Origin of the sequence: Streptomyces africanus (genome assembly GCF_002150735.1) — a bacterium.
Classification (GTDB): Bacteria; Actinomycetota; Actinomycetes; order Streptomycetales; family Streptomycetaceae; genus Streptomyces; species Streptomyces africanus.
Genome location: NZ_MUKA01000359.1, coordinates 1 through 26,425, shown reverse-complemented (window position 1 = coordinate 26,425; position 26,425 = coordinate 1). Strand labels below are relative to the sequence as shown.

Genomic DNA, 26,425 nt, shown 5'->3' with positions numbered 1-26,425 from the left:
CACGGCACGGACGGTGAGGCGCGGGCCGCTGTGATGGGCCAGCAGGCCGGGGAGGAGCTGAAGGGCGGTACGGGCCTTGTCGTCGCGGTACGCGGGACTCTGGACGACGGTCGCGTAGGCGCCGAAGGAGGCGTTGTTCACGAAGACGCGGTCCCCGATGCGGCCCAGGTCGACGCGTAGTTCGACGCCGTCGGTGAGCGCGTCCAGGCACAGCGAGGGATCGGCCCGGTCCAGGCCGAGGTCCAGGGCGAAGTGGTTGCGGGTGCCGGCGGCGATCACCAGGAACGGCAGACCGCGCTCGGCCGCCACTCCCGCGACCAGGGCCTGGGTGCCGTCGCCGCCGGCGACGCCGAGCAGGTCGGCGCCCTCGTCGGCGGCCTGCCGGGCGAGCGCGGCCACGTCCTGGTGATGGTCCGGGTCCAGCACGGCGACCTGCGCGCCGAGGGCCTTCGCCTTCTCCTCCAGGTGGAACGTCCCGACCTTTCCGCCGCCCGAGCGCGGGTTCATGATGAGGAAGGGCCGCCGGGGGGCGGCGACCGCGTGTTCCCGCACCCCGGCCGGTCCGCCGTCGGCGGCCAGCGCGGTGCGGCCGCACAGGACGGCCAGCACCCACAGCGCGAGCGAGACGAGCGCGACCCACAGCAGTCCGGCCACCGCGTAGAGCACCACGACGGCGACGGGTGCGGCGCAGGCCAGCACGGCGGCCAGTGCCCTGGCCGGGCCGGTGCGCGCCAGCGCCCACCACACGCCCGCAACCGCGATCACGAGCCCGGCCAGTCCCACTGCCACCAGCAGGAGGCTCTGGAGCCCGGCGAACAGCAGCAGGACCACCAGCGCAGCGGTTCCCGCGAGCACGGCCAGACGCGCGGTCCAGCGCGGAGCCGTCTGCATGCGACCTCCCGTGCCCGCCTCGTCACACCGGAGCCCGCGTGAACGGGTCAGGAACCGAGGAGCCTGCGCTTCTGGTCCTCGAACTCCGCTTCCGTGAGCACGCCCTGGGCCTTGAGCTCGCCCAGCTGCTTCAGCTGTTCGATCGTGCTGGTCATGTCGGAGGCCGCCGGAGCGGACCGCTCGGCAGGAGGCGGCGGCTGCGGTGCGGGCTCCTGGTACCCCTGCTGGGCCTGGTACCCCTGCTGGGCCGCCCATCGCCCCTGCTGCCGGCGGGAGACCCGGTTCGACACGGCGGTCGCCGTTCCGGCGACGACGGCCGTCCGGGCGACCCCTCGGATGAGTCCCGGCATGGCGATCTCCCTTCTCGCTTCCCCTGGCTCCTCAGGGCGCGGTTTCGATCGCGTCGAGTGCGGCCAGAACCGCGGGCACCGGGATTCTCCCGGAGGCGACCAGCTCGGCACCGCCGCGGCGCAGGGCGGCGGCGAACGGCGCGGCCCACAGGTTCTCGTAGATCAGGACGCCGGCGGAGTTGCCGGGTTCCAGGGCGGCGGCAGCCTCTTCGAGGTCGTCCTGGCCCAGCAGGCCGGAGGACGCTCCTTCGAAGACGGCCAGGTCGAGTTCGCCGTCGCCGGTGAGGTCGCCGATCTCCAGGCCGGTCACGGATCCGTCGGCGTCCTTGCGGATGAACGTCAGGTCGAGGATCCGGATGAGGCCGCGGTCCACCAGATCGACCAGGAGGGGGAGGCCCTCGCCGGTCATGCGGTTGCCGGGGAACTCGACGACCAGATAGTCGATCGGTCCCACCGTCTCGCCGGATGTGCCGGCGTCGTCGAATGCGTCGCTCACGGCGTCACCTCTGGGTTCGTGCCTGGTCCCCCACGCCATTCCATCACCGCACCGGGGCGGCCGCACGTCGTGCGGTTCACCCGTCGGGCGCACAGGGATCGCGCGTTCGGCATCACACGGATCTGCTGGGGTCCATGACCAACGCAGGCGGCGAACCGCTCTCGGACCCGGAGCGCAGCGAACTGGCTGAACTGCGCCACCGCGTGGGTGCTCTGGAGAGTGGCGGGCGACCGCGGGCGGCGCGGCATCACCCCTTCCGGACCACGGGCTCCGTCCTGCTGATCCTCTTCGCCGCCCTGCTGTCGATGCTGTCCGTCGTCGCGGTCTGGGCGAACAGCATCGTGCGGGACACGGACCGCTACGTCGCCACGGTGGGGCCGCTGGCCTCCCACCCGGATGTGCGCAAGGCGGTCACCAACCGGGTCACCAATGCGGTGCTGGCGCAGGTCGATGTGGACGCGTTGGTCAAGCAGTTGCAGGACGCCGTGTCGGAGAAGGGCGTGCCGCCGAGGGCGGCCCAGCTGGTCGGCAACCTGAAGGCGCCGATCACGAGCGGTCTGGAGCAGCTGGTCGGCGGCACCGTGGAGCGGGTGGTCACCAGCAGTGCCTTCGAGACGGTCTGGGTGGAGGGCAACCGCAGGGTGCACTCGGCCGTCGACAAGGCCCTGACGGGTGAAGCCGACGGCGCGGTCAAGCTGAAGAACGACCAGGTGGCCATCGACGTGGCACCGCTCGTGGCCGACGTCAAGGAGCGGCTGGTCGACGCCGGCCTCGGAGTCGCCGCGAACATCCCGGATGTCCACACGGACTTCGTGGTGGTCCAGTCGAAGGACATCGGCAAGATCAAGACCTATATGAGGGTCCTGGAGATCATGGGCAGCTGGCTGCCCGTCATCGCCCTGCTGGTGGCCGCGGCGGGGGTGTACACCGCGTTCAACCGCCGGCACGCGCTGATCGGGGCCGGGTTGGCGGTGTTCGTGGCCATGCTGGTCCTCGGGATCACCCTCACCGTCTTCCGTGACGTCTACCTCGACCATCTGCCCCGTGGCGCGTCCCCGGCCGCCGCCGGAGCGGTGTACGACGCGCTGGTCCGGTTCCTGCGCGCCGGTGTACGGGCGCTCGGTGCCGTCGCCCTCATCACGGCCGTCGGCGCTTTCCTCAGCGGACCGTCCAAGGTCGCCGTCCTCGTCCGCGGCGGCTGCCGGCGGAGCATCGGCGCCCTGCGCGACGCGGCGGTCTCCGGAGGGCTTCGGCTGGGGGCGGTGGGGCGGTTCGTCCATCGCTTCAAGCGCTGGATCGGGGCCGCGATCCTGGTGGTCGCAGCGGTCGTCCTGTTCACCTGGAGCTATCCGACCACGATGGTCGTGGTGTGGACGACGGTCATCGTGCTGGCGGGCTTCGCGATCCGGGAGTTCCTGGACACCGGAGGCGGTCCGGAGGCCACCGGATCCCGGTGACGAGCGGCGCAGGACGCTGACCGCTGTGCGCTCACGTGGGCCCGTGCGGATACGAGGTCCTGCTCGGCGGGCGCTCGTCGGACATCGGACGTTCCTCGGACAGGTCGAAGAGGTTGCCCTTCTGGACCGCGCACAGGGCCCAGATGACGAAGCCCGAGATCGCGATCATCACGACCGACCACACCGGGTAGTACGGCAGGGAGAGGAAGTTGGCGATGATGACGAGTCCGGCGATGGCCACGCCGGTGACGCGCGCCCACATCGCGGTCCGCAGCAGCCCGATGCTGACGATCACGGCGACCGCGCCCAGTGCGAGGTGGACCCAGCCCCAGCCGGTGAGGTCGAACTCGAACGCGTAGTTGCGCGTCGTGACGAAGATGTCGTCCTCGGCGATGCCCATGATGCCCCGGAAGATGTCGAGCAGGCCGACGAGGAAGAGCATCACGGCCGCGAAAGCGGTCAGGCCGGTTGCCCATTCCTGCCTCGCCGTGTGGGCCGGCCGGTCGTATGTAGCGGTCATCGTGCGCCTCGATTCGTGTGGTCCCGATGCTCAGTGCCCGGGGGTGCGGGCGGTGGAGCCGCTGTGCCCCGCCGGGCCGTGGCCGGTCAGGACCAGTTCCTTGGCCCTGCGGAACTCCTCGTCCGTGATGTCGCCGCGGGCGCGGATCTCCGACAGCTTGGCGAGTTCGTCGATGCTGCTGGTCCCGCCCTGGGTGCCTGCGGCCTCCCTGATGCGGGCGTCGAAGGCTTCCTGCTGTGCCCGGGCCTGGGATGTTTCCCGGCGGCCCATGTTCTTGCCGCGCGCGACCACGTAGACGAAGACGCCCAGGAAGGGCAGCAGGATGGTGAACGCCAGCCAGCCGGCCTTCCCCCAGCCGCTCAGCTCGTCGTCACGGAAGATGTCGACGACGACGCGGAAGAGCAGGACGAACCACATGATCCACAGGAAGAACAAGAGCATGCTCCAGAAGACGCTCAGCAGGGGATAGTCGTACGCGAGGTACGTCTGCGCGCTCATGTCTCTCCTCCGTTCCGGGCCCTCGCCCGGCTGCCGTCGAGTGCTGTCTTCAGCATGGACACGGCCGGGCCGGGTGGCTTCACCCGGCGCGGGTGAGCCTGCTCGTGGTGTACCAGCGGGAGGAGGCGACGTACTCGCCGAGGGCGAGGCCCGAGACCGCCACCAGGAACACGGCGATCAACCAGGACAGGAACGTGAAGACGGGCCCCAGCGGTCCGAACTCCTGGAGGCTGCGCTCCATGGCCGTGGGCACGAAGAGACCGGCCGCCCAGCTCAGTACGACCGTGCCCGTGCCCGCCAGCAGCGCTCCCGGGAGCAGGTTCCGCCAGCCGATCCTGCCGCCCAGCAGCAGATGCTGGGTCCACCACCACAGCAGCGTCGAGGACAGGAGGGACAGCACCCATCCGGTCACCGCGCCGACTCCCAGTCCGCTGCGCAGCGGCGCCTGGACCAGGAGGACACCCAGCCAGACCAGCAGCCAGAGCAGCCAGCGCCAGACCGCGGCCCGCACCCGTGTGCGGGGCAGGTGCCAGCACCGTTCGCAGACCGCCTGGAGCGCGCGGCTGAACGCCGTGGCGGACACCAGGGTCACCACCACGCCCACGGCTCCGGCGGCGTCCCGTGGGGTGCCGGTGGCGGCGAAGGTGCGGCGTACCTCGTCGAGCGTGTCGCCCCGCACCCCCAGCACCGCACGGACCGAGTCCGCCAGCAGGTCCTGCACCCCTTCCGGCGCGAACGCCGCGACGGTCATCAGCAGCGGGAGCGCGGTGAGGAAGGCCTGCGCGGCCAGCCGTACGGAGCCCTCCACGACGTTGAGCGCCGACAGGCGGGGAAGCAGCCGGGCCACCGGACCGGACCGCAGGCCCGCCAGGGCCCGCTCCACCACCGTGCGTCCGTGGGACGCGCGAGCGGGGCCGGGTTTCCTGGCCATGGCTCACGGGGCCGCCGCCCGGTCCTCCACGAGCAGCGTGACGTCGGCCGGTTTCATGGGTGCTCCTTTCCGTGGGGCCCCGGTTGCGGCGGTCGCCGCTCGGGATGACGGAGGTGGAGGCGGCCGCGCGGGTCCGGGTGCGCCCGCCGCAGTGGCGGGTGCGGTGTCAGACCGTCCCTTCGGGTGCGTGCGGCCCGGTGGCGTGCGTCCTGCGGAGCGCGGCCCGCCATGCGAGGGCGACCGCCGCCTCGGCCAGGCCGAGCAGGACGAGCCACAGGCCGAGCAGCCGGGTCAGGGCGCGGGCCGACTCCGCCGGCAGGGCGAGCACCACGATTCCCGCGACGATGCCGAGCACCGCGGCGCCCAGAACGACTCCGCGGTGCGGCAGGTCCTTGGCGGCGATGGCCGTGTAGAGGGTGAGGACGCCGGACACGAGCCAGACGACGCCGACGATCAGCGAGAGGACGGCGATGGTCTGCAGCGGGTTCCGCAGGCACAGTACCCCGGCCAGGACGTACAGCACGGCCAGGAGCAGTCCGGGGAACCGTTCACCGTGCTCCTCCCGGCCGAAGACGGCCACGAACCGGAACGCCCCGGTCACCAGCAGGTACAGCCCGATGAGGACGGCCAGGACGTGCAGGGTCTCCTCCGGCCAGACCAGCACGAGGACACCCGGCACGACCGTCGTGACCGCTGCGCCCAGCATCCACGTCCAGGAGCGGCCCAGGTGCGCGAGCACGTCCGCGGGATCACTCAGCGGGCGGGGGGCCGCCCCGGCGGCAGGGGGTTCCGGTCCGGTGGGCGGCGCCGGATCACGCGACATGGTCATGGCTCCTCCTCGCGTGATCGAGCGGGCCGCTCCCGGACCGCCGACGGGGCGGTGTCCGGGGGAGCGGTGTGCCTGACCGCTCCAGGGTCACGCCTGTCACCGGGGGCCGGGCTCACCCGTCCCGGGTGATCCGCACCTCACCGCCGTGGCGGTGAGGTGGGAGTCTCCAGGCGCCTGTCCCACCGGGCCCGGCCGGACGGAACGGAGGGACAGGAGATGACGGAACGGAGCGACACGAGATGAGCGATCCGAGCACGGCCCGGGCGGACCGCACCCGGTCCGGTCCGGACGGGCACCGGAGGCTCCGGCCGCTGCGCACCCGGTGGGCGGCGGTCGTCACCGTCGCCCGTGCCGTGCTCATCGCCGCCGGCCTCGTCACCGCCTACTACCTGCTGCCGCTGGACGAGCGCCACACGGCCGGCGCGTCGGCGCTCCTCGCGTGCGGCCTGGCAGTGGTGCTGCTGGTGTTCGGGTGGGAGGTGCGGGCCATCCTGCGCTCGCCCCACCCGCGTCTGCGGGCCGTCGAGGCCCTGACCGTCACGGTGGCGCTGTTCCTGGTGCTCTTCGCCTCCGGCTACTACCTGCTGGACCACTCCGCCACGGGCTCCTTCAGTGAGCCGCTGACCAGGACGGATGCCCTGTACTTCACGCTGACCACGTTCAGCACCGTCGGCTTCGGGGACATCACGGCACTCTCCCAGGCCGGGCGCGTGCTGACGATGGTTCAGATGGCGGGAGGCCTCCTGCTCGTGGGCGTCGCCGCACGGGTGCTGGCGGGCGCGGTCCAGGCGGGGCTGCGTCGCCGGCGCCGCGAGCCGTCGGCCGAGCCGCCGTCCGGCACCGCTGCCGGGGCACCGGACCGGGAGGCCGGACCATGACAGGAGCACACCGCCCGGAGCCGTCACTCCGGCAGTTGCCGCATCTCCAGGACACGCAGCCCCAGTGACCGGCAGCGTGCCAGCAGTCCGTACAGGTGCGCCTCGTCCACGACGGGACCGAACAGGACGGTCTGGCCGGACATCACCACGTGGCCCAGCTCCGGGAAGGCTTTGGCCAGCGTTTCCGACAGGTGTCCCTCGACTCGGATCTCGTAGCGCACGAGCTGTCCTCCCACGGACTCCCTGGGACAGGCGCACAGCACCCTTACCTGCGATCGTCCGCCGCCGTGCCGCTTCGGGCTTCACCCGGTACAGGTGACCGTGGCCCAGTGACGGGCTCCGCGGATCAACGCGGTTTCAGTGCGTAAGAACGATCTTGAAGGAGATGATCAGCAGACCGAGCAGCAGGTTGACCGACGCGGTGGTGGCAACGAGCCGCCGGGAAGCGCCGGCGCGGCGTGCGGCCGCCACGGACCAGCCCACCTGTCCGGCCACGGCGACCGAGAGAGCCAGCCAGAGGGCACCGCGCACGTCCAGCCCCAGGAGCGGGCTGACGGCCACCGCGGCGGCGGGCGGGACGGCGGCCTTGACGATCGGCCACTCGTCACGGCACACCGTCAGCACGACCCGGCGGTCCGGAGTCTGTTGCGCCAGCCGCGCCCCGAACAGCTGGGCATGCACGTGCGCGATCCAGAACACCACGCCGGTGAGCAACAGCAGCAGCACCAGCTGGGTGCGGGGGAACGAGCCCAGCTCGCCGGCGCCGATCACCACGGAGGCCGCGAGCATGGATCCGTAGACGCCGCCCGTGTAGTCCGCGCGGACCCGCTGCTCGGCGCGGCGCGCCCCGCGGGCCGTGGTCGGGCCGTTCCTGGTCCTGGACACCGGTGGCTCCCTCCGGACTCAGCGCGTCGATCCGGTCACTCCGGCCGGAGCCGTCGGGGTCACGTCATGGACTCCGAGTCGCCTCGGGGGCGGGCCGGAAGTCACGGATCACGTCACCGCCGGGCTGGATGACGCCGTAACTGCTCTCCGGTACCTCGTTCCACGCGCCGGGGAGGTCGCCCAGCGGTTCGGAGACGACGAGGCGGGTCTCGTCGGAGATGTCCCGGAGGAACTCGGCGTCCGGGTGGAGTGCGCGCAGGGTGTCCACCTCGGTGCTGAAGTACAACGACCGTGAGCGGCCTTCGCTGGAGTAGCGGAAGGCCCATACGCGCTCGCCGTCGGCCACCGCGAGGGTCATCTGGAGCGGGTGCGGGACGTCGTGGGCGTGTCCCGTCCTCTCGATCAGGCCCGCCATGCGGGCCACCGCACCGGGCGGATCCTCGGCCAGGCCGAAGGTGAGGGCCAGGTAGAACATGAGCTCGGAGTCGGTGGAACCCTCGATGTCGGGGTACAGCGCCGGATCGACGGCCACGGCGAGGTCACGCCGCAGGAGGCGGAATCCGTTGATCATCCCGTTGTGCATCCACAGCCGGCGACCGTTGCGGAAGGGGTGGCAGTTGGACTGCTGCACGGCTGTCCCGGTCGCCGCCCTGATGTGGGCGAAGAAGAGACCCGAGTGAACGTGGTGGGCGACCTCCCGCAGATTGCGGTCGCTCCAAGCCGGACCCACGTCCCGCAGGACAGCCGGAGTGGCGGCCTTGTCCTGGGTGTACCAGCCGATACCGAAGCCGTCGCCATTGGTCGTCTCCACCCCCAAGCGAGAGTGCAGGCTCTGGTCGATCAAAGAGTGTGCAGGTTCGAACAGAACCCGGCTGAGAAGAACAGGGGTGCCCGAGTAGGCAATCCAGCGGCACATCTTGGATCCCTCCGCTCCTGGGATCAACAGCCGTTCCGCCGGTCAGCGGGAGCCGCCGAGCGAGTCGTCACCGTCAGTATCGCCCGCGCGGGCCCCCCGGGCACGCTGCGCGTACGCCCGGCGGCCGGGGCGGCCCGCGTCCGTCGCGGCCGCCGGCACGGGTCACAGGCGGATGACGACCAGCGCCGTGTCGTCGGTGTTGCCGCCGGGCGGGAGGAGGTCGGCCAGGAGGGCGTCGGCCAGGGCCTCGGGGACGGACCGCCCGTGACGGACGAGGGAGCCGGCGAGGCGGGCCAGGCCGGCGTCGATGTCCTCGTCACGGCGCTCGACCAGGCCGTCGGTGTAGAGGACCAGGATGTCGCCCTCGGCGAAGGGGAGGTCGGCCTCCGGCCGCGCGATGTGTTCGGGGCGCGCGCCAAGAGGGGGGTCGGTCGCCCGGTCGAGGAAGGTCACGGTGCCGTCGGGCCGGAGCAGGGCGGGCGGAAGATGGCCCGCGCTGCTGTACGTGAGGGTGTGGGTGTCCCAGTCGATGTAGGTCTTCACCACGGTGGTCGACTCGGCTCCCTCGACATGGCGGGCATACAGCCCGAGGGCCTCCAGTGCCCGGGCGGGGCCGTCGGCGACCCGGGCGGCCGCGCTCAGCGCGCTGCGCAGCTGACCCATGACGCCGGCGGCTCTCAGGCCGTGGCCGACGACGTCGCCGACGGCGACCGCGATCCGGTCGCCGGGCAGGTCGACCAGGTCGTACCAGTCGCCGCACACGTTCAGGGTCCCGACGGCGGGCCGGTAGCGGACGGCCGCCCTGTGATGCCCGACCGGACCGGGAGCGGGCAGCATGGCCTCCTGCAGGGCGAGGGCGACCTCGCGGTCGCGCGCCTGAGCCCGGCGCAGGCGTTCGTTGAGCTCCTGCAGCTCACGGGCGCGCGTGTAGAGCTCGGCCTCCAGCACGCGGGCCCGGCCGGTGTCGCTGCCGGTGCCGCCGCGGGCGCGGATGAGTTCGGTGATCTCCTCCACCCGGTGCACGATCAGCACCACGTTCCCGTCCCGGTCCAGCACGGGGGCGTTGACCGGGCTCCAGAAGTGTTCCACCCAGTGGCCGGGCCGCTCGCGGTCCTCGATGTCGTAGCGCAGCAGCGCCATGGTGTCGCGCTCACCGGTGGCCACCACCCGCAGCATCGACGCCTCGGTCTCCCGCATGCCGGCCGCGGCGGGGTCGTTGGGGTTCTCGGGGAAGACGTCGAAGATGTACCGGCCCAGCAGCTGCTCGCGGGTGCGTCCGGCCAGCCGGAGGAAGTCCTCGTTGGCGTCGACGTACACCAGGTCGGGGGTCAGCAGCGCCACCATGCCGGGGAGGGCCCGGAACACCGCCGCGTAGTCGATCTGCGGTTTCCTCATGTGCTGCCCGCCTCGGCTCCGACTGTCCGTTTGCTGATGTCCCACGATAGGAGGGACGCGCCGGGGAACCGGGCCGGTGTTCCCCACGGACACCTGCGGTCACCTGCGCGGCCCCGTCCCCGCGGCGTCCCCGCTGCCGGTCATGAAGCCGGTGACCGTGCGGTGGAACTTCTCCGGCTCGTCGAAGAACAGCGCGTGGCCGCTGTGCTCGAAGAAGACGGTCCGGGCGGCCGGCAGCGCCTGGCCGACCCAGGCGGGCCCCTGCCAGGGGAACACCTGGTCCTGCCGTGCCACCAGGACCAGGCTGGGCAGCTGGATCGTGGGCAGCAGGTCGCGCCAGTCGTGGCGGGTGTGGTCGGCCATCAGGGCGTTGCGCGCGTACGCGGGTGCCTTGGCCATCTCGGCCAGGAGCAACTCCCGCTCCCGCGGGGTGGGTTCGCCCGCGAGGATGGTGCCGATCTGGTCCTCGTCGAAGGCCGGGGGGTCGCAACTGAGCTGGGTCTGCAGGGCGGCCAGGGAGGGTTCGTCGTAGCAGGTGGCGTGTGCGTGCGGCCAGTCCGGCGCGTAGTACTGGCGGGGTGCCTGCTGGACGTGGACCGCGCGGGCCAGGCGGTGGCTGCCGAACAGTTCGAGGTAGCTCCAGATGACCGGGCAGCCCAGTGACCAGCCCAGGACGGTGACCTCGCGCAGGTCGAGTTCCTCAAGGAGGTCGTACAGGTCCTTGGCCAGCCGCGACACGCGGTAGCCGTGGCGGGGTTTGCCGGAGTCGCCGTGCCCGCGCAGATCGACGGTGATGACGCGGGCGTGTGCGGCGAGGGCGTCCACGTTGCGGGTGAAGAAACGGCCGCTGAAGCCCCAGCCGTGCATCAGGACGAGGGGCGGGCCGGTGCCCTGTTCCTCGTAGTGGAGGCTGACGCCGTCGCTGGTGGTGACGGTGCTCATGGATCTCCTACGTGAGCGGGTCGGTGAGGCCCTCACCGAGGGCGGCCACGGCGGCGGCCCCGTGCCCCGCCGCGCGCAGGGGCGTGCGGATGTCCCGCTCCAGGTCGGGCAGGTAGCCGAGGAGGACATCGGCCGGCCCCTGGATCCGTACGCGGCCCAGCGCGGCCGGCAGCAGCAGGCTCCGGGCCCGCCCGAGCCGCTCGGACCGGCCACCGGACTCCACGGTGACCGGGGCACCGGCGTTGCTGACGACCAGTGCGGTGGAGAAGTCGTGCACCAGCGGGGCCGAGGTGCCCGCCCGCCACCGCTCCAGCGCGAAGTACGGGCCGGCGCACAGCACGGTGCGCTCCACCCCGTCGTCGATCCGGACGCTCAGGCCGGAGTGGAACTCGGGGCGTGGTCCGGGACGCCACTCGTCGAGCAGCCGCCCGAGGTTGGCGTGCCACTCCGCGTCGTCCAGTTCCGAGCCGTCCTCCATACGCCGGCGCATGGCGTGCTGCTGGATGTCGGAGGTCTGCTCGATCTCGTAGACCAGCGTGCCGGGGCCGAAACTGTGCGGGGTGCCGCCGGGTACGTAGACGGTCTGCCCGGCCCGTACCGGAAGCCGGCGCATGACCGCGTCGAAGTCCTGGGCGAGCAGGGCCCGGTGCAGCGTGTCCCGGTCCACACCGGCCTTCACCCCCACCAGGGCGGTGGCTCCCGGGGCCGCGTCGAGGATGTGCCACGCCTCGGTCTTGCCGTGGGGCTCGCCCTCCAGCCGGCGTGCGGTCTCGTCGTCGGCGTGCAGATGGACCGGGAGGGCGCCGGTGCCGTCGATGAACTTGGTCAGCACCGGGAAGCGCGGGCCGCGCGGGCCGCGTCCCACGAGTTCGTCGGGATGGTCCTCGACGAGCCGGCGCAGCGGCCGGCCGGCCAGCGAGCCGTCCGCGACCACTGCCCCCTCGCCGTCCACATCGCTGACCTCCCAGGTCTCGGCGACCGGGCCGTCGGGCAGGCCGGTACGGCCCAGCCGTTCGGCGAGGGCCCGGCCGCCGAAGACGTGCTGCTTGACCGGGGTGGTCAGCCGCAAGGGGTACCAGTCCACGGTCACTCCTGATCGCTGATGGCAAAGCTCCTGACGGGATGTCAGAGGATGGGCTGGCCGCCGGTGACGGCGATGCGCGCACCCGAGACGTACGCGGCCTCGTCCGAGGCGAGCATGACGTACACCGGGGCGAGTTCGGCCGGCTGCCCGGCGCGCCCCAGCGGGGTCTGGCCGCCGAAGTCCTCGACCTGCTCGGGCGGCATCGTGGCGGGGATCAGCGGCGTCCAGATGGGTCCCGGCGCGACGCTGTTGACCCGGATGCCCCGCTCGGCGAGCGACTGGGACAGCGAGCCGACCATGTTGGCGATGCCCGCCTTCGTCGCGTTGTACGCCAGCAGGCCCGGCGGCGGCGAGTCGGAGTTCACCGAGCTGGACGCGATGATCGACGCCCCGGGCTTCATGTGCGGCACCGCCGCCTTGCAGAGGTGGAACATGGCGCTGAGGTTGGTCGCCAGCGTGTGGTCCCACTCCTCGTCGGGGATCTCCTCGATCGAGTCGCGGAACATCTGGAACGCCGCGTTGCTGACCAGGACGTCGATGCGGCCGAACTCCTCCACGGCCCGTGCCACCACCTCCCGGCAGTGAGCGGGATCGCTCAGATCACCGGACACCAGAACCGCCGTACGGCCGGCCTCCTCCACCCAGCGCGCCGTGTCGCGGGCGTCGTCCTCCTCCTCGGGCAGGTGCGAGAGGAGGACATCGGCGCCCTCGCGGGCGTAGGCGATCGCGACGGCCTTGCCGATGCCGCTGTCGCCACCGGTGACCAGGGCTGCCTTCCCGGCAAGCCGCCCCGATCCGCGGTAGCTCTGCTCACCGTGGTCGGCCCTGGGCCGCAGCTCCGCCTCCGTACCCGGAGGATCCTGCTGCTGTGCGGGCTTGTTCATGGGGACGTACCTCGTTCTCTGTCCTGAGCGGACGGCGACGTCGGAGGAGTCAAAAAAAGGGAGGGGCGACAGTGCCCCGTCCTGGCGGGCGGGTTACCCGGGTGCGTGGGGACAAACGAGTCCCGACCGCACATGCCCGACGTAAGGAGATCCGATGGCCCCGCCCCGCAAGCGCGCACAGGACGGACCGAGCGGCCGCGCGCTGCTCACAAACCCGCTGACCAACAAGGGCGTCGCCTTCACCCAGGAGGAGCGGGAACGCCACGGGCTGACCGGGATGCTGCCGCCCGCCGTGCTGTCGCTGGAGCTCCAGGCGCGCCGCGCCTGGGAGCAACTGCGGGCGCAGCCGGACGACCTGGCGAAGAACGTGTACCTGGAGCAGCTCCACGACCGCAATGAGGTCCTCTATTTCCGGCTGCTCTGCGACCACCTCACCGAGCTGCTGCCGATCGTGTACGACCCGACGGTGGGCGAGGCGGTCAAGCGCTACAGCCACGAGTACCGGCGGCCACGCGGTGTCTACCTGTCCGTCGACCGCCCCCAGGACATCCGCCCGGCGTTCCAGGCGCTGGGCCTGGGCCCCGACGACGTCGACCTGCTGGTGGCCACCGATGCGGAGCAACTCCTCGGCATCGGCGACTGGGGCGTCGGCGGCATGCAGCTCGCGGTCGGCAAGCTGGCCGTCTACACCGCCGCCGCGGGCATCCACCCGGGGCGGGCCGTCCCGGTGATGCTCGACGTCGGCACCGGAAACCAGGCGCTGCTCAACGACCCGCTGTACGTCGGCAACCGGCACAACCGGGTGCGCGGCGAGGCGTACGACTCGTTCGTCGCCGCCTTCGTGGAGGCGGTGGGCGAGCTGTTCCCGAACGCGCTGCTGCACTGGGAGGACTTCGGCCCCGGCAACGGCCGCCGCATCCTCCAGCAGTACGGCGAGAAGACCTGCACGTTCAACGACGACCTGCAGGGCACCGGCGCGATCACGCTGGCCTGCGTCATGAACGCGGCACGGGTCACGGGCACGCCCCTGCGGGATCAGCGGATCGTGATCTTCGGCGCCGGGACGGCGGGCGTGGGGATCGCCGACCAGCTGCGCGATGCCATGGTCCGCGACGGACTGGACCGCGAGGAGGCCACCCGCCGCATCTGGTGCGTGGACCGCCAGGGCCTGCTGCGGCAGTCCACCGAGGGGCTCCGCGACTACCAGCGGCCCTACGCACGGCCCGACGACGAGTGGCCCGACGACCGGCCGGCCGACCTGCCGAGCGTGGTGGACCAGGTACAGCCGACCGTCCTGGTGGGCACCTCCACCCGGCACGGGGCCTTCACCCGGGACGTGGTGCGTTCCCTGGCCCGCCACGTGGACCGGCCGGTGGTCCTGCCGCTGTCCAACCCGACGGAGAAGATCGAGGCCATGCCGGAGGACGTCCTGCGGTGGACCGGCGGCAAGGCCCTGGTCGCCACCGGCATCCCGGTACCTCCGGTGGAGCTGGACGGCATCACGCACGTCATCGGCCAGGCCAACAACGCCCTCGTCTACCCCGGGCTGGGCCTGGGCGCCGTGGTGGCCCGCGCCGAGCGGATCACCGACGGCATGCTCCAGGCCGCGGCGGAAGCCGTCGCCGGTCTCGCCGACCTGTCGGAGCCCGGCGCCGCCCTGCTGCCGGAGGTGGAGAACCTGCGCACCTCCTCGGCCGTGGTCGCCGCGGCCGTCGCCCGCCGCGCCGCCGAGGAGGGCGTCGCCCGGGCCCGCCTGGACGACGTGATCCAGCAGATCCAGGACGCCATGTGGCAGCCCGAGTACGGCTGACGGGACGGTGCATCTGAGTACCTGCGCTCATGTGCGGTGCCCGCTGCGACCACCATGCCGGTGGATAGCGCGCACGCAATGGGTGTGAGTGTCGCTCGCGTATCCCGGGGTTCACCGGCGCCGGTGGTGCGAGCGGCGGTTCCGCCCGGTGTGGCGGACGGCGATGACGGCGCCGAGCACGGCGCAGATCACCGGTACGGCGATGAAGGCGGCCAACAGCACGCCGGTGCCGGCCACGTCGAGGGCGCGGCCGAGTACGAAGGCCGAGAAGGCGCCCACGGTCTCGGTCAGCAGGAAACCCGCGGCGCCGCCGGCCAGGAGGCCGACGAGGGCGGCCGGAATCCTGGCGGAAGGCGAGGGGGCAGGGGAACGTGTGCTCATGTCCCGCAGCGTCCGGCTGCGGCCTGCGACGACGCATCGGCCTGCGGCGGACACCCGCCTACCCCACCGGTTGCGAGCCTCGGCGCCCGGGTTACGCCCCTGGTGGGTCGTATCCGCCGCGCTCCGGCTGCTTTGCCGGTGGCCGGCCGGTCAGCCAGCCCGGGCGGACCATGCCGGACTCGTACGCCAGGACCACCAGTTGGGAACGGTCACGGGCATCCACCTTGGTCATGATGCGGCTGACGTGGGTCTTGGCCGTCGCGGGGCTGAGGACGAGGCGGGCGGCGATCTCGTCGTTGGTCAGGCCGGCGGCGACCAGCTCCATGACCTCCCGCTCGCGGTCGGTGAGGGCCTTGAGGCGCGGGCCGGGCTCCGGTGCCTTGACCCGTACGGCGAACTCCGCGATCAGCCGCCGTGTGACGGAGGGGCTGATCAGCGCGTCACCACGCGCCGCCACCCGTACGGCGTGCACCAGCTCCTCCGGCTCGGTGTCCTTGACCAGGAAGCCGGTGGCACCGGCGCGCAGCGCGCCGTACACGTAGTCGTCCAGGTCGAAGGTGGTCAGGATGACCACCCTGATGCCGTCGAGACGGGGATCACCGGCGATCTGCCGAGTCGCCTGAAGACCGTCGACGCCCGGCATGCGGATGTCCATGAGCACCACATCGGGGCGCAGCGTGCGGCAGGCGGACACGGCCTGCTCGCCGTCCCCCGCCTCACCGACCACCTCGAAGTCGTCCTCGTCCTCGAGGATCGAACGGAACCCGGCACGCACCAGGCGCTGGTCGTCCGCCAGCAGGATCTTGATCACGGCTCGGGTCATGAAGGGGAACGTGCTCCGTTCGCGTAGGGAATCCGGCCCCGTACGGTGAATCCGCCGTCCGGCCCGGGACCCGCGGCCAGCTCGCCGCCCAGCGCGCGGGCCCGCTCGCGCATCCCCCGGATGCCGCTTCCCGGCGTTGCGCCGTCCGCGGCCGCCGGTCCGTGCCCGTTGTCGGTGATCTCGACCGTGACCTGCCGCGCCTCGCGATGGATGCCGACGGTGACGGCTGTTGCGCGGGTGTGGCGGTTCACGTTGGTGAGCGACTCCTGAATGATGCGGTAGGCGGCCAGGTCCACCTCGGTGGGCAACTGCTCCCGCTCGCCGCTGAACCGCACGCGGACGTCGAGGCCGGCGAGCCGGGCGGACGCCACCAGCTCGCCGAGGCGGTCCAGTCCGGGCGCGGGCGCGGTGGGCGCCGTCTCGTCGACCTGCCGCAGCACCCCAAGGGTCGCCCGCAGCTCCCGCAGGGCCTCCCGGCTGGTGTCCTTGATCGCTCCCAGCGCCTCCTCGGCGCTCTGCGCACCCTTCGCCGGGTTCTTGTGCAGTCGGCGCAGGGCAGCCGCGGACTGGACGTTGATGAGCGAGAGGTGATGGCCCACGACATCGTGCAGTTCACGCGCGATACGCAGCCGCTCCTCACTCGCCGCGCGCTCCTCGGTCTCCCGCGCGAGGGCCAGGCGGTTGTGCCGCACCCAGCCGAGGGCGACCACTCCGACCAGCCATCCCGTCAGCATGAACACGGCGACACCGTTGACGTCATGGTTTCCCGCGAGCGTGCCGATGCCGGTCGCGATCACGGTCAGCGACGCCAGCGCGATCGCCGCCTGGAGGTGACCCTGGGCCGCGACCACATAGAGCGTGACGACGAACGCGACCATGAGAGGACCGTCGTAGACGCTGACGAGGTAGTACGCGGCCGTGGCAGCCAGCACGAACGCGGCGACGACCACGGGACGACGGCGGCAGAAGTACAGCGCCGCGCAGGCGGCGGCCATCAGCGTCCAGCCGAGGACCGTTGCCGACCAGGACTCCTCCCGCTCGCCGATGAGCGACCTCAGACTGCCCACCGCCACCAGCACGAAGACACCACAGGCCAGGGCGGCATCCGCCGCACGGCCGCGCGGCGGACGCAGCCGGAGAGGTGAGACAGCACCGAGGGCCATGCCGCCAGCGTAAGCAGCCGCGCCCCCGGCGCCCTCCTCCGCGTGGGGGAGCCGGGCGGGCCCCGCCTCGCAACCACGGTGGTACGCAGCCGCATCGGGGCCACAACCGACGGGGTACGACAGGTGTCCGCCGCAGACCGACGCCCGGCGGCAACAGTCCCCCGACGATGAAGCCGTGAACACAGACATCCCTCTCCCGATCGGCCGGCGCCTGCGCGGTCTGAACCGGCCGCTGGTGGCCGCCCTGACCGCCGTCGCGCTCGTCCGGCCGCTGTTCTCCGTCGCCGGCTGGAGCGAAGCTCTCGGGAAGCCCCTGACCCCGGTGATCCTCACCCTGGCCATCACGCTGACCTGGATCCTCGCGGTCGGGCTCAGCCGCGTACGCGAGCCGCTCCTGACCCTCGTGGCCACCGGCGTGGCGTACGCGCTGGCCGCCCTGGTCCTGAGCGCGGTCCTCTCACCACTCCTGACCGGGAAACTCCAGGGCCCCCTCGCCGAGCCCCAGGCGATCGTCCCGCTCTTCCTCGTCAACGCCGCCTGGGGCGCCTTCTGCGGAGCCTGCGCGATCGGTCTGCGCAGGATGCGTGGCATCCGATTCTGACGGTGATTCTCGGGGGTAGTCGGCCCCAACTCTCAGCGAGTTCCCGCTCTTTGCTGTGGCGTGGATCACAGGGAGAGTGCTGAGTGTCGGACGGGGGGCGTTTGCGTACCCCCTCATGACGGCGGAGCCAGGGATGCGAGGATGAGCCGCGGCGGTGGCGGTCACCGGCGGTGCGGCCTGGTGCCTGGCCGGCCGGGAGCGCGGACTTCTCCTTGTCTCCTGCGTCGTGGTGGCAGCCCAGACCGCACTGCACGGGTGGTTCTCGTACGTACAGGAACGGTCGGCACCGCCCACTCGCTCGATGGCGTCGATGTCCATGGATGCCATGCATACGGGTGGGGGAACGTCCTCCATGGACCACATGGACCACATGGACCACATGGACCACATGGACCACATGGCCTCGATGGCTCGCATGGGGCACCCCATGGACTCCCTGGACTCCGTGCCGGCGACGGGGCACACCGTGGGCGGTATGTCCTCCACGGGCATGCTCGCCGCCCACCTGCTGGCCGCGCTGCTGTGCGGCCTGTGGCTCGCGCACGGTGAACGCGCCGCCTTCCGCATCCTGCGGGCCGTCGGCGGATGGCTGGCAGCACCGCTGAGGCTGCGGCTCACCCTGCCCGCGCCACCGCACCGCCGGCGTATCCGCGTACGTCGCAGCAGCACGGCCCGGACACCGCGCCGGCTGCTCCTCGTGTACACGATCACTTCTCGGGGCCCGCCCGCGGGGACCGCTGTCCTCTGAGACAGCCGGCTTCCCGACCACCGCCCTGGGTGCCCAGCGCCCGGACGGCTCGGGCAACGGGCGTACGCCGCCGAGCGCGCGTACGCCCGCCACTCCCACGCCATCACCGGATCCGCCGCGCGCATCGCGGCCCGGTCCGCATGCCGGATCTCCGGACTCCCGAGAAGGACACCAGGTGATCAGTCCTGCCCTGTCTGTCGCACGCGACACGACGCCACACGCTGCGAGAACCCATGACGAGACGACGTCCGCGGACGAGTCGACAACGGCCTGGGCGCTCGCCGCCCGCGGAGGTGATCCCAAGGCCGTCGAGAACTTCGTCCGGGCCCTGCACCGAGACGTCCGCCACTACGTCACCTACCTCGGTGCCGACCCTCAGGCCGCCGACGACCTGGCCCAGGACACCTTCCTGCGGGCCCTTGGCAGCCTGCACCGTTTCGAGGGCCGCTCCTCGGCCCGCACGTGGCTGTTGTCCATCGCCCGCCGCGCGGTGATCGACAGCTACCGGCACACCTCGACCCGGCCTCGCCCGGCCGACACCGACGACTGGCAGACCGTCGCCGAGCGCGCCCAGCCCCGCGGCCTGCCCGGCTTCGACGACGGCATCGCCCTCGCCGAACTGCTGGAGGCGCTGCCCGACGAACGCCGCGAGGCGTTCGTCCTCACCCAACTACGGTCCGTTCCCGGGTCGCCCGTGCCCGCTCCTCACTGGTGCAGTCCCTGCATGACGCCGAGCGAGCCGAACCGGTGGGCACCGCGGCCCTCGGGTGAGGCGGCCGTCGCGCCCCCAGTCCCTCGCCCCGCAGGTGGTCCTTGGGCCCCCGGCATGGACATTCCTCCATCGGGTGACTCATGGAACGCCTGTCCGGTGAACCCAAGCGTCCATATGGCTCATTCGTTCGAGTCGAACTCCTCGAACGAGGTACGCGCAATCGATTCTGCGATGCGTGATCAAGAACCTCAGGCGTGCCGCTCTTGCGGCCGCACTCGTCGTCCTGCCCCTACTGGCACCCACTCCGGCTCGCGCACACGATCGGGCCGCCGAGACGTCCACACTCCCGATCGCGGTTGCGGTCGACCTCCTCCCCCTCGCGGCGGAGGTGCGCAGCGGCTACCAGCGCACGAGCTTCAAGCACTGGAACGCCGGCCAGATCCCCGCCGACGGCTGCAACACGCGAGCGGAGGTGCTCATCTCCGAGGCGATCGACCCGCCCGAGATCCTCCCCGGCTGCAAGCTCTCGGGAGGGCGCTGGTGGTCGTACTACGACGCCAAGTGGGTCACCGCGGCCTCCGCCCTGGACGTCGACCACATGGTGCCGCTCGCCGAGGCATGGGACTCCGGGGCATCGCAATGGACCGCCAAGCGGCGTGAGGCGTACGCCAACGACCTCGACGCCGGGACCTCCCTCATCGCCGTCTCCGCGGCCTCCAACCGCAGCAAGGCCGACCAGGACCCGGCCGAGTGGCTGCCGCCGGCCGTCGACGTCACGTGCCGATACACCTCGGAATGGCTCGCGACCAAGCTCCGCTGGGAACTCACCATCGACGCCGTCGAGCTCGAAGCACTCACACAGCTCGCGGAAGCCTGCCCCCGCACCACCGTGACCTACGAGCCTGCTCCCTAGCCCTGTGGCCCCGCCTCATCGACGAGGCGGGGCCACACTGGCCCGACCGCGCTTCCCGGGCGGGGACGCTAGAGGCGGGCGTACTGCTCCATCTGCTCGGCGAACTCCTGGGCCACGGTGGTGCTGACCGTGGGCTGCGTGGTGCGGATCGTGTCCAGGTAGTCGTGCGTGGAGGGGAGGACACGGGTTCCGGTGTCGAAAGTGCGCTCGAATCCAGCCTGGGAGACGGTTCGTGCCACGTGGGCGATGTCGGCCGGTGTGAAACCTTCGCTGGCCGACGCGAGCGCCTCGCTGTCGGCCTTCGCGCCCGCTCGTGTCAGATAGCTCTCCCACAGCGCGGTCCTGGCGCGGTGGTCGGGAGGGCCGATCGGCAGTACGTAGTCGAAGCGGCCGTGCCGCAGGAACGCGGAGTCGAGCGTGGTCACGTTGTTCGTGGCGCATACGAGCAGCCGCCCGTCCTGCTTGCGGAACCGGACGATCGCCTTGAGCAGCTCGTTGACGACGCCGACCGCGGTCGCGTCCGCGCCGCTGCGTGCGCCGGCGACCTCCTCGACCTCATCGATGAACACCAGGACGTGGTCGAGCCGGGATATCTCGTCGAAGCGCCGGCTCAGCCCGCTCGCCAGGCCGTACTCGGCGGCCAGACGCGCGGGGAACAGCTCGAGGAAGGGCCATCCCAGGCGGCTGGCGATCGCGTGCGCGAAGGTGCTCTTGCCGGTCCCGGGCGGACCGAACAGCATCACCGCGCGCGGCAGCTCCACACCGTGCTCCGCGGCCAGTCCGGGATGGGCCAGTGGCAGGACCAGACGGCGCTCGATGAGCTGCTTCTCGTTCTGCATGCCCGCGACCTTCTGCCACAGTCCGCCGGGCGGCAGCTCCGCTCCGAGCGAGGAGAGCATGTCGGCCGCCTGCAAGGGCACCGGTCTGCGCTTCTCGAAGAGGACCAGGCCCGATCGGGCGCCGAACTCGCAGTTACGCAGCGCGGTGGCACCGGTCTCCCCCTCGGGCAGGGCGGCGTGGACCGCGCGGACACCGTCGGTGAAAAGCCGTCGCTCAAGGGCCGTGATCAGGGCGCTGCCCAGCCCCTGGTGCCGCCAGGCAGGTGCCATGCAGATGCGCAAGATCCACGCCCGGTCACCCTCCACCCTGCTCACCGCGGCGCCGACGACCACGTCGTTCGCCGTGGCCACCACAGCGGGGTGCAGGGCCTGGAGGGCCGTCACGGCGTCCGAGAGCGGGTAGAGGGCCGGTTCCTCGGTCGTGCCGCTCTCCATGTCGACACGGAGGACTCCCTCGAGATCGTCCGGGGAGTAGTCCCGGACCCGCCAACCCGTCATGACCAGCTCCGCGTGTTCGGCCGTGTTCCCATCATCGGCCGCCATGTGGGGTACGCGCGCGGCAAGCCCCGGCCGCGTCGTCCGTCGTGACGCCGCCCCGCGCCGGCTCGAGCGCGTGGGAGAGGGGGCCGGGACCCTTCTGCCATGGCGAATCGGGTCTGGGAGGAGCCGCTGTTCTCCCGCACCGTCGGGGGCCGGGGCGCACGCTGTCCAAGTCGGCTTGGGAAGCGACGGCGCTTGGGTGGCTGTGTGGCTGCTGACCTGCGTGGATTCTGTCGTGCTGTGCGCCCGCCCGCCCGCGCTGAGCCAGGGAACCTCGTTGCTTTCCGACTCGGCGATGCGCAGTCCGGCCACTGCCGCCTGAATCACTGCCTTGGTGGCGCTGCGCAGGCGGTCCGCGGTCGCGCCGGGGGCTCGGTCGAGGAGAAGGTCGAGTTCGTTCGGCTCGGGAAGTGCCGGGATGCCGTGCTCGAGCCAGAAATCTCCCCAGAGGCGGCGGCGCCGCGCCTCGGGATCGTCATCGTGCAACACCCGCTGAAATCATCGTGCGTTGCGCAGTCGGTCCTTTCGGCTCGGCAAGAGGCGGACGACACGAGCGTTGCCCGTGGCCATGGTGGTCGTGCGTTCGGGTAGCGCGGACGCGTCGGCGGGCAGGTCGGCCATGAGCCGAGAGTGAACAGGCTCCGCCCTCGGCTAGGCCGGCGCGCCTGTCCGGGTCGGGGCGCGCTTCGTCGAGTGCAGAGCCATCCGGCGAAGCGACTCGCCTGCATCTGGCTCTGTGCGGAAGAACTCCAGCCCCGTGACGGGGCAGGTGGCGATGAGCCCGGTGGCTGCCACCCGGTCCCGACCAGCACCTCGCGCAGCGTGGTGTTCACCATCTCGGTGCTGGTGCCGCGGGGCTCGGCCACGTCCGTCCGGGCGATGTCAGAGACATTCCGTATGCGGCCGGATGTCAGTTTTCAGACCAGGAGTTATCGACTTCTGGACGGAATTAGTTACCACTCTTTACAGATGCAGTCTGTGTCGATCGAAAATGATCGACAGCTTGAGGTTCGGCTCATGGTTCGGTGCGGCTGACCACGCCGCTCACGTTCAGGACCTCGTGACATCCCTGCGCCCGGCGCCCGGTGGCCGGAGTGCCCGGCTTCGCACAGGTCACTTCGATGGTCACGGTGTCGTTCGCGGGGATCTTGATGGGGGTGACCCAGTGGTAGTCCTGGTTGCGGAAGGTCTCCAGCGCGATTGTGGTGATCTTGCGCTCGCCGAACGTGATCGTCATCACCCCTTCGTCGCCCTGGAAGTTGGCGACGACGATGTCCGTCACTCCGAAGACGCTCTTCTCGGGCACCTTGTAGGTACCGGTCTCCGTCGCTCCGCTCGACGTCTTCAGATCGATGGTCGCCGAGCTCTGCCGGCCGTCGAGGGTGCTGCCGTCACCGGTCGAGCCGTCACCGGTCGAGCCGTCGCCGCCCGTGCCGGAACCCTGGCCCGTGCCGGAACCCTGGGCGCCCGGCGAGGCGTGCGCGCCGCCGGAACCGTTGCCGGGAGTCTGTCCGTTGCCTTGTGCTCCGGCGGGAGTGGGGCGCGGCTGGACCGCCTGCTTGGCCGCGTCCTTCGCTGCGCTGCGCACCACCGGGCGGACCAGCGCGAACCAGGCCAGCAGCAGCGCGAGCAGCGCCGCGAGCAGGGCGAGCAGCCACTTCGGGAAGATGGGGATCTGGACGAACTCCGCCTCCAGCGGCGGCCGGTGGACGGTCTCGTCCGGCTGTGTCTCGCCCCGCTCTCCGGTCTCGGCGGTGTGTACGGTGAACGGCCACGCCACCGGGTTGCCGAACCACACGGGCTTGCCCGTACGGACCCGCAGCCCGACCTCGGTCGACTCGCCGGGCTCCAGCTCGGGCTCGGCCGGGGTGAACGCGAACGCCAGCTCCTCGCCCGCCTGGCCGGGGGTGAAGCCCACCCGCACCGGGGTGTTGCCCTCGTTGCGCACCGCGAGGCGGTAGCGCCCGCGCAGCCAGCCGCGCCGCCGACGCGGCCGCAGCTCTGTGCGCAGCTCGTGGAACTCCTCGATGTGCACGGTGGTTTCGGGCACGCGCACCGCGTCGGGGTGCTCGGTCGGCAGGACCCGTACCGCGAGGGGCATCTCGCCCGCCCGGATCTCCGGGGAGCGCGGCGGCTCCAGCCGTATCGTCACCGTCTCGGAGGTGCCCGGGTAGAGGGAGACCCGCGCGGGTTCCACGGTGGTCCACGCGGCACAGTCACCGACGACCTCGAGGCTGTAGGCCTCGACGATGTCGCTGTCGTTGCGGACGGTCAGACTGGTCGTGGTGGTGCCGCCCGGGGCCACCGTCACTACCGGGATGTCGAGTCCGGGCGCACCGGGACCGGAAGAGGCTGCAGAAGGCGTCACGCCACCACGGTAGAAGCCCCTGCAGGGGTGCGCCGAGGCACCCGAGGGCAATATCCGGGCAGTCGTGGTGCCCGCGAAGTCACCGTCAACCCACCCATGAACGGTGGGTCGTCGATGTCACCCGACAGCTCCCGTGCGCCGCCTTCCGGCGCCCGCCCCGCCTCAGCGATCCTCCCCCACGAACTCACGAACAGGTAACCCCCATGTCCCGCGCAGAGGAGAACAGCCCTGCCATGCCCCACCCCGCTGCCCCCGGACCGCACGAGCCCGCCACTGCCGGCTCCGGGCACTGGGCCTCGCGCACCGGCCGTCCGGAGCGGGTGACCGTGGCCGTCTACGCCGCCGACCCGATCCTTCGCGTCGGCGTCGTCACGCTGTTACGGCAGCGTCCCGAGGTCGACCTGTACGACGATGCCGACGCCGAGGGGGCCCAGGTGTCGCTCGTGGTGGTGGACAACGTCGACGACCACGTCGCCGCGCTGCTGCAACGGCTGCGGCTCAACTCCGCGACACGCGTGGGCCTCGTGGTCGGCACCCTCGGCTCCGGCACGCTGCAGCGCGTCATCGAGTGCGGCGTCCCGGCGGTGCTGCGGCGCGCCGAGGCCGACCAGGACCGGCTCGTCCACCTGGTCGTCGCGACGGCCAACGGCGAAGGCGTGCTCCCCGGCGACCTGCTGGGCAAGCTGCTCTCCCACGTCGGCAGCCTGCAGCGCTCGGCGCTCGATCCGCACCGCCTGTCCCTGTCCACGCTGACCACACGGGAGGCGGACATGCTGCGCCTGGTGTCGGAGGGCCTGGACACTGCGGAGATAGCCCGCAAGACCGCGTACTCCGAACGGACCGTCAAGAACGTCCTGCACGAGATCATCAATCGCCTCCAACTCCGCAACCGGGCCCACGCGGTGGGCTACGCGCTGCGGAACGGGCTCATCTGACGGCTGTCGAGGGCGTCGGTACTGCCCGAAAGCACACCGCACGTTTCCCCCGGGTACGGCCCCGCCACCCTGCCGTCCGGCGCGCGCCCGGCACAGGGTGGCAGGGGCACATCCACGTGCCGCAACACACCATGAGGGGGACCTCAATTGGGAACCGCTGGCCCCGGCGGGCGGTACCGCCCGGGGAGACTCGGCATGTCGTTGCTGCTGCTCGTCCCGCTGCTCGGGGTGAGCGCGCCCTCCGGGCAGGGCAGTGCCGAGTCCGCACCGCAGGCCGCGGCGGCCGCAGGCACCGCGGACACCCGGATCGCCTACGCCGGCACCCGGCACCGCAGCCTCGGCCGGGTCGCCACCACCACCTCCAGCACGGGGCTGTTCGGTGCGGGTCCCGCCCACCACGACGTCCAGCCGGCCGCCCTCGGCGACCAGATGGTCTTCGCGAGCCTGCGTGACGAGAAGACCCCGCAGATCTATCTGCGCTCCGCCGACGGTTCCGTACGGCGTCTGACCAGGGGCATGGACGCCGCGCACCCACGGCTGACCCCGGACGGCACGTCGGTGGTGTTCGACGCGGCCGAGTCCGGCGCCCCGGGCGGCGGCACACAGCGTGACCTGTGGCTGGTGCACACCGACGGCACCGGACTGACGCGGCTGACGGACACCGCCGCGAACGAGGAGTATCCGACGGTCTCCCCGGACGGGCAGCGCATCGCGTACGCCGGCGACGGCAACCCGCTGGTCGCAGAGCAGATCTACGTACGGGAGCTGAACGGCGGTACCGCCACCCAGGTCACGAACGCCGCGAACGGCACGGCGAGCGAGCCGGTGTGGAACCCGGTGAACGACGACGAGAACCGCAACTGGATCGCGTACACCGCCACGACCACCGAGAACGGCAAGAGGGTGCCCCGGCTGCGGGTGACGGGCGCGGACGGGACCGGTGACGAACCGCTGTTCGCGGGCGACCGGGCACAGTGGCGTGCCCACGGGGCAGCGTGGCTGCCCGACGGGGACGGCGTGGTGTTCCTGAGCCCCGAGATCACGTGTGAGTGCGAGGGCGACTGGGACCATGTGTTCCGGACGACCGCCCACTCCGACCAGGTCCCCTCGCTCGTACTGAACGAGAACCGCGAGGTCTCCTCGGTCACCTGGCTCGGCACGGCCGACGGCGGCGGCGCGGTGGTCGAGCGCACCTCGGCGGCCGGACCGCACGTGGTGACGCTGCAGGACGCCCGGGCGGACGGCTCCGACCCGCGCGACCTGGGGCTGACCATCCTCAACGAGGACCCGGCCGCCGACACCAACACCGACCCCGCCAAGGACCCGCTGTTCCAGCCCGCGACCGGGTACGACCCGTGGACCGAGCGGCAGAACTACACCCCCGACGGCCGCCGGATCGTGCTGACCCGCTTCGAGAACGGCGCGGGCGGCCGTGTCGAACGGATCTGGGTGGCGGACGCCGACGGATCGAACGCGCGGCCCATGCCCCTCGCCGGACGCGGCGCGACGGACTGGGACACCGACCCTACGTTCTCCCCGGACGGCAAGTACCTCGCCTTCACCCGGACGTCGCCCGGCGGCGTCGGCGGCCCGAGCCGCATCCTCGTCGCGGACGCGGCGACCGGTGCGATCACCG

The 26,425-nt window shown here is 71.7% G+C and carries 26 protein-coding genes and 2 pseudogenes; 9 read left to right on the top strand and 19 right to left on the bottom strand.

Annotated features, from left to right (window positions below; translation table 11 throughout):
• The 3 genes from CCL05_RS35900 to CCL05_RS35890 all read right to left on the bottom strand — a co-directional run.
• Nucleotides 1-891: diacylglycerol/lipid kinase family protein (locus CCL05_RS35900; protein ID WP_086564829.1), on the bottom strand; the 891-nt coding region annotated here is incomplete at its 3' end.
• A 47-nt stretch (nucleotides 892-938) separates the two neighbouring features.
• Entirely contained in the window at nucleotides 939-1,241 is a 303-nt protein-coding gene (locus CCL05_RS35895; protein ID WP_086564828.1) for an SHOCT domain-containing protein, read from the bottom strand.
• Between the two features lie 31 nt (nucleotides 1,242-1,272).
• Nucleotides 1,273-1,737 carry a DUF6325 family protein gene (locus CCL05_RS35890; RefSeq protein ID WP_425275967.1) on the bottom strand — a complete coding sequence of 155 codons (465 nt, stop codon included), beginning with the start codon at nucleotides 1,735-1,737 and terminating at the stop codon, nucleotides 1,273-1,275.
• A 134-nt stretch (nucleotides 1,738-1,871) separates the two neighbouring features.
• On the opposite strand from CCL05_RS35890, the gene CCL05_RS35885 reads away from it, so the two are divergent.
• On the top strand, nucleotides 1,872-3,194 hold the full coding sequence (locus tag CCL05_RS35885; RefSeq protein ID WP_244204515.1) for a hypothetical protein: 1,323 nt from the start codon (nucleotides 1,872-1,874) through the stop codon (nucleotides 3,192-3,194).
• A 31-nt stretch (nucleotides 3,195-3,225) separates the two neighbouring features.
• Here the strand turns inward: CCL05_RS35885 and CCL05_RS35880 are convergent, their stop codons facing one another.
• The 4 genes from CCL05_RS35880 to CCL05_RS35865 form a co-directional block, all read right to left on the bottom strand.
• Nucleotides 3,226-3,714, bottom strand: coding sequence for a DUF7144 family membrane protein (locus CCL05_RS35880; RefSeq protein ID WP_086564827.1), 489 nt, complete (start codon nucleotides 3,712-3,714; stop codon nucleotides 3,226-3,228).
• A 30-nt stretch (nucleotides 3,715-3,744) separates the two neighbouring features.
• Nucleotides 3,745-4,212 carry an SHOCT domain-containing protein gene (locus CCL05_RS35875; RefSeq protein ID WP_086564826.1) on the bottom strand — a complete coding sequence of 156 codons (468 nt, stop codon included), beginning with the start codon at nucleotides 4,210-4,212 and terminating at the stop codon, nucleotides 3,745-3,747.
• Between the two features lie 79 nt (nucleotides 4,213-4,291).
• On the bottom strand, nucleotides 4,292-5,143 hold the full coding sequence (locus tag CCL05_RS35870) for a YhjD/YihY/BrkB family envelope integrity protein (protein WP_086564825.1): 852 nt from the start codon (nucleotides 5,141-5,143) through the stop codon (nucleotides 4,292-4,294).
• Between the two features lie 166 nt (nucleotides 5,144-5,309).
• Nucleotides 5,310-5,972, bottom strand: coding sequence for an HdeD family acid-resistance protein (locus tag CCL05_RS35865; RefSeq protein WP_086564824.1), 663 nt, complete (start codon nucleotides 5,970-5,972; stop codon nucleotides 5,310-5,312).
• A gap of 239 nt (nucleotides 5,973-6,211) precedes the next feature.
• On the opposite strand from CCL05_RS35865, the gene CCL05_RS35860 reads away from it, so the two are divergent.
• Nucleotides 6,212-6,850, top strand: coding sequence for a potassium channel family protein (locus tag CCL05_RS35860; protein ID WP_086564823.1), 639 nt, complete (start codon nucleotides 6,212-6,214; stop codon nucleotides 6,848-6,850).
• 23 nt (nucleotides 6,851-6,873) lie between these two features.
• Here CCL05_RS35860 and CCL05_RS35855 read toward each other — a convergent pair whose 3' ends face one another.
• The 7 genes from CCL05_RS35855 to CCL05_RS35825 form a co-directional block, all read right to left on the bottom strand.
• Nucleotides 6,874-7,071 (bottom strand): hypothetical protein, encoded by a 198-nt coding sequence (locus CCL05_RS35855; protein ID WP_086564822.1) that lies wholly within the window; start codon nucleotides 7,069-7,071, stop codon nucleotides 6,874-6,876.
• A gap of 136 nt (nucleotides 7,072-7,207) precedes the next feature.
• A complete protein-coding gene (locus CCL05_RS35850; RefSeq protein ID WP_086564821.1) occupies nucleotides 7,208-7,735 on the bottom strand; it encodes a hypothetical protein in 528 nt (175 codons plus the stop codon).
• Between the two features lie 64 nt (nucleotides 7,736-7,799).
• A complete protein-coding gene (locus CCL05_RS35845) occupies nucleotides 7,800-8,651 on the bottom strand; it encodes a class II glutamine amidotransferase (protein ID WP_086564820.1) in 852 nt (283 codons plus the stop codon).
• Nucleotides 8,652-8,813: 162 nt separating this feature from the next.
• Nucleotides 8,814-10,046 carry a PP2C family protein-serine/threonine phosphatase gene (locus CCL05_RS35840; protein ID WP_086564819.1) on the bottom strand — a complete coding sequence of 411 codons (1,233 nt, stop codon included), beginning with the start codon at nucleotides 10,044-10,046 and terminating at the stop codon, nucleotides 8,814-8,816.
• A gap of 99 nt (nucleotides 10,047-10,145) precedes the next feature.
• Nucleotides 10,146-10,988, bottom strand: coding sequence for an alpha/beta fold hydrolase (locus CCL05_RS35835; protein WP_086564818.1), 843 nt, complete (start codon nucleotides 10,986-10,988; stop codon nucleotides 10,146-10,148).
• A 7-nt stretch (nucleotides 10,989-10,995) separates the two neighbouring features.
• On the bottom strand, nucleotides 10,996-12,072 hold the full coding sequence (locus tag CCL05_RS35830) for a class I mannose-6-phosphate isomerase (protein WP_086564832.1): 1,077 nt from the start codon (nucleotides 12,070-12,072) through the stop codon (nucleotides 10,996-10,998).
• Between the two features lie 41 nt (nucleotides 12,073-12,113).
• Nucleotides 12,114-12,956 carry an SDR family oxidoreductase gene (locus CCL05_RS35825; protein ID WP_086564817.1) on the bottom strand — a complete coding sequence of 281 codons (843 nt, stop codon included), beginning with the start codon at nucleotides 12,954-12,956 and terminating at the stop codon, nucleotides 12,114-12,116.
• A 154-nt stretch (nucleotides 12,957-13,110) separates the two neighbouring features.
• On the opposite strand from CCL05_RS35825, the gene CCL05_RS35820 reads away from it, so the two are divergent.
• On the top strand, nucleotides 13,111-14,766 hold the full coding sequence (locus tag CCL05_RS35820; protein WP_086564816.1) for an NAD-dependent malic enzyme: 1,656 nt from the start codon (nucleotides 13,111-13,113) through the stop codon (nucleotides 14,764-14,766).
• Between the two features lie 111 nt (nucleotides 14,767-14,877).
• Here CCL05_RS35820 and CCL05_RS35815 read toward each other — a convergent pair whose 3' ends face one another.
• From CCL05_RS35815 to CCL05_RS35805, 3 genes are all read right to left on the bottom strand, one after another.
• Nucleotides 14,878-15,147 carry a hypothetical protein gene (locus tag CCL05_RS35815; protein ID WP_086564815.1) on the bottom strand — a complete coding sequence of 90 codons (270 nt, stop codon included), beginning with the start codon at nucleotides 15,145-15,147 and terminating at the stop codon, nucleotides 14,878-14,880.
• 91 nt (nucleotides 15,148-15,238) lie between these two features.
• Nucleotides 15,239-15,958, bottom strand: coding sequence for a response regulator (locus CCL05_RS35810; protein ID WP_086564831.1), 720 nt, complete (start codon nucleotides 15,956-15,958; stop codon nucleotides 15,239-15,241).
• 8 nt (nucleotides 15,959-15,966) lie between these two features.
• Nucleotides 15,967-17,133 carry a sensor histidine kinase gene (locus tag CCL05_RS35805; RefSeq protein WP_086564814.1) on the bottom strand — a complete coding sequence of 389 codons (1,167 nt, stop codon included), beginning with the start codon at nucleotides 17,131-17,133 and terminating at the stop codon, nucleotides 15,967-15,969.
• 175 nt (nucleotides 17,134-17,308) lie between these two features.
• On the opposite strand from CCL05_RS35805, the gene CCL05_RS35800 reads away from it, so the two are divergent.
• The 4 genes and pseudogenes from CCL05_RS35800 (at nucleotide 17,309) to CCL05_RS35785 (ending at nucleotide 20,107) form a co-directional block, all read left to right on the top strand.
• Nucleotides 17,309-17,734 (top strand): hypothetical protein, encoded by a 426-nt coding sequence (locus CCL05_RS35800; RefSeq protein ID WP_086564813.1) that lies wholly within the window; start codon nucleotides 17,309-17,311, stop codon nucleotides 17,732-17,734.
• Nucleotides 17,735-18,086: 352 nt separating this feature from the next.
• Entirely contained in the window at nucleotides 18,087-18,482 is a 396-nt protein-coding gene (locus CCL05_RS35795) for a hypothetical protein (protein ID WP_143589998.1), read from the top strand.
• A 175-nt stretch (nucleotides 18,483-18,657) separates the two neighbouring features.
• Nucleotides 18,658-19,253 (top strand): annotated as a pseudogene (locus CCL05_RS35790) (sigma-70 family RNA polymerase sigma factor).
• A 176-nt stretch (nucleotides 19,254-19,429) separates the two neighbouring features.
• Entirely contained in the window at nucleotides 19,430-20,107 is a 678-nt protein-coding gene (locus tag CCL05_RS35785; protein ID WP_086564811.1) for an HNH endonuclease family protein, read from the top strand.
• Nucleotides 20,108-20,175: 68 nt separating this feature from the next.
• Here CCL05_RS35785 and CCL05_RS35780 read toward each other — a convergent pair whose 3' ends face one another.
• Together CCL05_RS35780 and CCL05_RS35775 are read right to left on the bottom strand one after the other, a co-directional pair.
• Nucleotides 20,176-21,444 (bottom strand): ATP-binding protein, encoded by a 1,269-nt coding sequence (locus CCL05_RS35780; protein ID WP_086564830.1) that lies wholly within the window; start codon nucleotides 21,442-21,444, stop codon nucleotides 20,176-20,178.
• A gap of 1,057 nt (nucleotides 21,445-22,501) precedes the next feature.
• Nucleotides 22,502-23,854 carry a COG1470 family protein gene (locus tag CCL05_RS35775; RefSeq protein ID WP_244204514.1) on the bottom strand — a complete coding sequence of 451 codons (1,353 nt, stop codon included), beginning with the start codon at nucleotides 23,852-23,854 and terminating at the stop codon, nucleotides 22,502-22,504.
• 233 nt (nucleotides 23,855-24,087) lie between these two features.
• Here CCL05_RS35775 and CCL05_RS35770 point away from each other — a divergent pair, with 233 nt between their 5' ends.
• Both CCL05_RS35770 and CCL05_RS35765 read left to right on the top strand, forming a co-directional pair.
• Nucleotides 24,088-24,789: a helix-turn-helix transcriptional regulator gene (locus CCL05_RS35770; protein WP_086564809.1), complete on the top strand. Its 702-nt coding sequence runs from the start codon at nucleotides 24,088-24,090 to the stop codon at nucleotides 24,787-24,789.
• Nucleotides 24,790-24,984: 195 nt separating this feature from the next.
• A pseudogene (locus CCL05_RS35765) lies at nucleotides 24,985-26,425 on the top strand (PD40 domain-containing protein); the annotation flags it as partial.

Bases quoted from the DNA above. Each gene is read 5' to 3' on its own strand.
- CCL05_RS35895 (WP_086564828.1), bottom strand. From the start codon at position 1,241: ATGCCGGGACTCATCCGAGGGGTCGCCCGGACGGCCGTCGTCGCCGGA.
- CCL05_RS35885 (WP_244204515.1), top strand. From the start codon at position 1,872: ATGACCAACGCAGGCGGCGAACCGCTCTCGGACCCGGAGCGCAGCGAA.
- CCL05_RS35880 (WP_086564827.1), bottom strand. From the start codon at position 3,714: ATGACCGCTACATACGACCGGCCGGCCCACACGGCGAGGCAGGAATGG.
- CCL05_RS35875 (WP_086564826.1), bottom strand. From the start codon at position 4,212: ATGAGCGCGCAGACGTACCTCGCGTACGACTATCCCCTGCTGAGCGTC.
- CCL05_RS35870 (WP_086564825.1), bottom strand. From the start codon at position 5,143: ATGGCCAGGAAACCCGGCCCCGCTCGCGCGTCCCACGGACGCACGGTG.
- CCL05_RS35865 (WP_086564824.1), bottom strand. From the start codon at position 5,972: ATGACCATGTCGCGTGATCCGGCGCCGCCCACCGGACCGGAACCCCCT.
- CCL05_RS35860 (WP_086564823.1), top strand. From the start codon at position 6,212: ATGAGCGATCCGAGCACGGCCCGGGCGGACCGCACCCGGTCCGGTCCG.
- CCL05_RS35845 (WP_086564820.1), bottom strand. From the start codon at position 8,651: ATGTGCCGCTGGATTGCCTACTCGGGCACCCCTGTTCTTCTCAGCCGG.
- CCL05_RS35840 (WP_086564819.1), bottom strand. From the start codon at position 10,046: ATGAGGAAACCGCAGATCGACTACGCGGCGGTGTTCCGGGCCCTCCCC.
- CCL05_RS35835 (WP_086564818.1), bottom strand. From the start codon at position 10,988: ATGAGCACCGTCACCACCAGCGACGGCGTCAGCCTCCACTACGAGGAA.
- CCL05_RS35825 (WP_086564817.1), bottom strand. From the start codon at position 12,956: ATGAACAAGCCCGCACAGCAGCAGGATCCTCCGGGTACGGAGGCGGAG.
- CCL05_RS35820 (WP_086564816.1), top strand. From the start codon at position 13,111: ATGGCCCCGCCCCGCAAGCGCGCACAGGACGGACCGAGCGGCCGCGCG.
- CCL05_RS35815 (WP_086564815.1), bottom strand. From the start codon at position 15,147: ATGAGCACACGTTCCCCTGCCCCCTCGCCTTCCGCCAGGATTCCGGCC.
- CCL05_RS35805 (WP_086564814.1), bottom strand. From the start codon at position 17,133: ATGGCCCTCGGTGCTGTCTCACCTCTCCGGCTGCGTCCGCCGCGCGGC.
- CCL05_RS35795 (WP_143589998.1), top strand. From the start codon at position 18,087: ATGGACCACATGGACCACATGGACCACATGGACCACATGGACCACATG.
- CCL05_RS35780 (WP_086564830.1), bottom strand. From the start codon at position 21,444: ATGACGGGTTGGCGGGTCCGGGACTACTCCCCGGACGATCTCGAGGGA.
- CCL05_RS35770 (WP_086564809.1), top strand. From the start codon at position 24,088: ATGCCCCACCCCGCTGCCCCCGGACCGCACGAGCCCGCCACTGCCGGC.